Source organism: Paracoccus halophilus (genome assembly GCF_000763905.1).
Lineage (GTDB): Bacteria > Pseudomonadota > Alphaproteobacteria > Rhodobacterales > Rhodobacteraceae > Paracoccus > Paracoccus halophilus.
In genome coordinates this window covers 1-3,689 of record NZ_JRKN01000072.1, presented here as the reverse complement: position 1 = coordinate 3,689, position 3,689 = coordinate 1, and the positions used below count along the sequence as shown (strand labels likewise).

General features: G+C 61.2%; 4 protein-coding genes and 1 pseudogene. 3 read left to right on the top strand and 2 right to left on the bottom strand.

All coding sequences use genetic code 11. The annotated features are described in order from the left end of the window. Positions 1 to 123 (bottom strand): annotated as a pseudogene (locus IT41_RS20420) (IS5/IS1182 family transposase); the annotation flags it as partial. A gap of 183 nt (positions 124 to 306) precedes the next feature. Between IT41_RS20420 and istA the strand changes: the two are divergent. From istA to IT41_RS21140, 3 genes are all read left to right on the top strand, one after another. Further along, positions 307 to 1,860 (top strand): IS21 family transposase, encoded by a 1,554-nt coding sequence (gene istA / locus IT41_RS19005; RefSeq protein ID WP_036744294.1) that lies wholly within the window; start codon positions 307 to 309, stop codon positions 1,858 to 1,860. 47 nt (positions 1,861 to 1,907) lie between these two features. Next, positions 1,908 to 2,657 (top strand): IS21-like element helper ATPase IstB, encoded by a 750-nt coding sequence (istB, locus tag IT41_RS19000; RefSeq protein ID WP_139221801.1) that lies wholly within the window; start codon positions 1,908 to 1,910, stop codon positions 2,655 to 2,657. Positions 2,658 to 2,772: 115 nt separating this feature from the next. Beyond that, a complete protein-coding gene (locus tag IT41_RS21140; protein WP_139221799.1) occupies positions 2,773 to 3,153 on the top strand; it encodes a hypothetical protein in 381 nt (126 codons plus the stop codon). 314 nt (positions 3,154 to 3,467) lie between these two features. Here IT41_RS21140 and IT41_RS21805 read toward each other — a convergent pair. Beyond that, positions 3,468 to 3,689 (bottom strand): hypothetical protein (locus IT41_RS21805; RefSeq protein ID WP_231564843.1); only part of this gene is annotated, 222 nt, incomplete at its 5' end.

Sequence of the window (3,689 nt, the reverse complement as noted above, 5' to 3'; positions counted from 1 at the left end):
ATTGATGAATATTATGCCGCTCAGCACACGACGGTCGTCAACGCGTGGCTTGCCGTGGGACTTCGGGAAATAGGGTTTCAGACGCTCCATCTGCGCGTCAGTCAGCCAGAAAAGGTTGCTCATGGATAGGTTGCGGGTTTCGCAAACTCTCGGACACGGATTTCAGTAATTCCCGGACACGCGTTTCGGTAAATCCGGGACAGTGATTTCGGTAAGTCCCGGACAGTTCCGGGTGCCGGGAACATGGTTGGTCATCCCCTGCGCCGTTACGGCACTCTGCCGATCTTTGACGAGATCGGAGAGGGCATGCCGAGACGGAAGCAAGCGAGGCGGATGACCGTGCGAGACATACGAACGATATTGCGGCTGACGCATGAACAGGGGCTTTCGGTCCGCGAGGTGGCCCTGCGCCTGAAGCTGAGCAAGACGACCGTTGCGACTTATCTGCTGCGGGCGCGGGAGGCCGGTCTGAACTGCTGGCCCTTGCCTGCGGGCCGTGACGATGATCGCAGGCTGAAGCAGGCCCTTTTCCAGCGGGTTGGCCGCCCACCGCGGGATCTGAGCGAGCCCGACTGGCCGAAGATGGCGGCCGAGATGAAGCGCAAGGGCGTGACGCTGGTGCTGCTCTGGGAGGAATATCGGGCGGCGCATCCCGACGGCTACGGATATACATGGTTCTGCGAACGCTACCGCGCGTTCGAGCGCCGCCTCAACCCGGTTTACCGGAACCGCCACGAGGCCGGGGCGGTGATGCAGACGGACTATGCCGGTCATACGATCCCGGTCATCGACCCCGGCACCGGTCGCATGCACAGCGCGCAGATCTTCGTCGCCGTGCTGGGGGCATCGAACTACACCTTCGCCTGGGCCAGTCTCAGCCAAAGGCTGCCGGACTGGATCGAGGCGCAGATCCGGGCGCTGAAGTTCATGGGCGGCGTGCCCAAGGCGATCATCTGCGACAATCTGAAGGCCGCCGTGGCCAAGCCGCTCTGGTTCGAGCCGTCGCTGACCAGGACCTTCTCCGACATGGCCACGCATTATGATACGACAGTGCTGCCGACCCGGCCGCGCAAACCCCGCGACAAGGGCAAGGTCGAAGGCGCCGTGCTGATCGTGGAGCGCTGGATTCTCGCGCGGTTGCGCAACCGGCAGTTCTTTTCCATCGAGACACTGAACGCGGCAATCGCGGAACTGCTCGATGACCTGAACGGGCGGATCATGCGCCGGGTCGGACGGTCGCGGCGCGAACTGTTTGAAGAGATCGAACACCCCGCGCTCAGCCCCTTGCCCGATACGCCCTTCGAATATGCCGAGTGGAAGCGCGCCAAAGTGCATCCCGATTATCACATCGAGGTGCTGCACGGCTTCTATTCCGTGCCGCACCGGCTGATCGGCCGGCAGGTTGATGTCCGCCTCACCCATCGCATGATCGAGATATTCCATAACCATGAACGGGTTGCGGTGCATCATCGCCGGGGGCAACGCGGCGGCCACACCACGGTCCGGGACCATATGCCCAAGGCCCATCAGCGCTACGGCGGCATGACGCCGGAAAGCCTGATCACCCGCGCCGCCCGGACCGGCTATCACGCCGCCGCCCTGATCGAACGCCTGATGCGCGACAGGCCCCATCCCGAGCAGGGATACCGCTCCGCCCTCGGCGTGCTTGGTCTGCAACGGCAGTTCGGCGCGGACAGGCTGGAGGCGGCCTGCGAACGCGCGCTGACGATCGGCACCGTCAACTATGCCTCGGTCCGTTCCATCCTCATCACCGGTCTGGATCGGGCGCCCAGCCCGCCAGACCCCGTCACCGCCACGCCGGTTCACGACAATATCCGTGGCCCAGGCTATTACCAGTAACCCCCGGAAAGGAGAAAGACGTGCTCACACATCCCACCCTCGACCAGATGGCCGCGCTCGGCCTCACAGGCATGCTTGAAGCCTGGAAAGCGCTCGGCGAACAGGACCCCGACCAGACGCTCGACCGCAACGAATGGCTCGGCCTCATGCTCGACCGCGAAACCGCCGCCCGCGCCGACAAGCGCTTTGCCAACAGGCTGCGCAATGCCCGCATGCGCTTCCCGAACGCCTGTATCGAAGACATCGATTTCGCCGCCAGCCGCGGCCTCGACCGGCGCCAGATCCTGTCGCTGGCCCAGGGCGACTGGATCAGGGCCCGCGAGCAGATCATCCTCACCGGCCAGACCGGCACCGGCAAGACCTGGCTCGCCTGCGCCTTCGCCCATCAGGCCGCCCGCTTCGATCATTCCGTCTCCTATATCCGCATGCCGCGCCTCTTCGAGGATATGGCCATGGCCCGTCTCGATGGCCGCTTTCCCCGCCTCGTCGACAAGCTGGCCCGTGTCCAACTGTTGGTGCTCGATGACTGGGGAACCCATGGCCTGACCGATCAGCAGCGCCTCGATCTGCTGGAACTCTTCGAGGAACGCTACCAGCGCCGCTCCACCATCATCACCGCCCAGCTCCCCGTCTCGGGCTGGCACGACATGATCGGCGAACCCACAATCGCAGACGCCATCCTCGACCGGATCGTCCACAACGCACACCGCATCGAACTCAAAGGAGAAAGCATGCGCAGAAAGGACCGAACACAGAACTTGACCTCGGCCGAAAACCCCGAAACCATGGAAGCCTGAACATCTTCGCAGGCAGATGACCAGCCGTGCCCGTCCTGTCCGGGAATTACCGAAACGGCTGTCCGGGATTTAGCGTAATCCCTGTCCGGTATTTCCGAAATCCGCATAGGTCTCCTTGCAGAGCCTGAATCACGCGAACAGCCCTAAATCAATGGGTCTGGAGCCTAAAGAAAGGATCGCACCATCAAACCGTGGGATCAAACAACTAGTTGGCTTCTCCGACGGCGAGAAAAAGGTAATCGTCTTTACCCACAATAAGGTGACAAAGGGCGACGAGAAAGTGCTCCCATTCGCCATTGGCGACTACACAGCCGATTACATGCAAGGCGGTATTGCGCAGGTTAAAGGGAACCCACCGTCACCACAGCAGCCTCAGCCTTTCACCCATCACAATGGGCGCTATGCGTGTGGCTCGTCGATTTTTCCGGCTCACTGCATTGGAGCAGGGACATTTGGTCTGATTGTTCAGGATGCTCAGGGCAGATGTTCGGAATGACAAACAACCACGTATCTGGAGCCTGCAATCACGCGATGCCGGGCCTATCGATACTGGCCCCGGGTCCCGTTGATGCGACGCAGGATGCATGTGACCCATTCCCCATCGGACGACACAGCCGCCTGCTGCCGATCAATGATGGCATCCCGGAAAACATCAATATCGACCAGAACTGCGACGTGAGTCTATTCAGTTTCTCTGCTCTCGACAGGGTAAGTTCCCATCAGGGCAGCGCATATGACACCCCAGGTGTTGTTGGACAGCCAGTCCCGGGGACTCGGGTGAAGAAGGTTGGAAGGACCACTGGCCTGACCTCAGGCACTTTGGTCGCACAGGCTGCAAGTGCGATACCAGTTGCTTACAACGTGAACGAGTATGGCGTTAAGAAAATTGTTTGGTTCGACACTGAACCGCGCCGGTTGGTAGTGTCCGCCGACGTGGTGTAATTTCACCGGCACGTTCGGCTTAATCTCGGGTGGCCATCGAGGTGTATGATCGATGTAGAGTTTCGACGCTTCAACCACGAACCATACGGA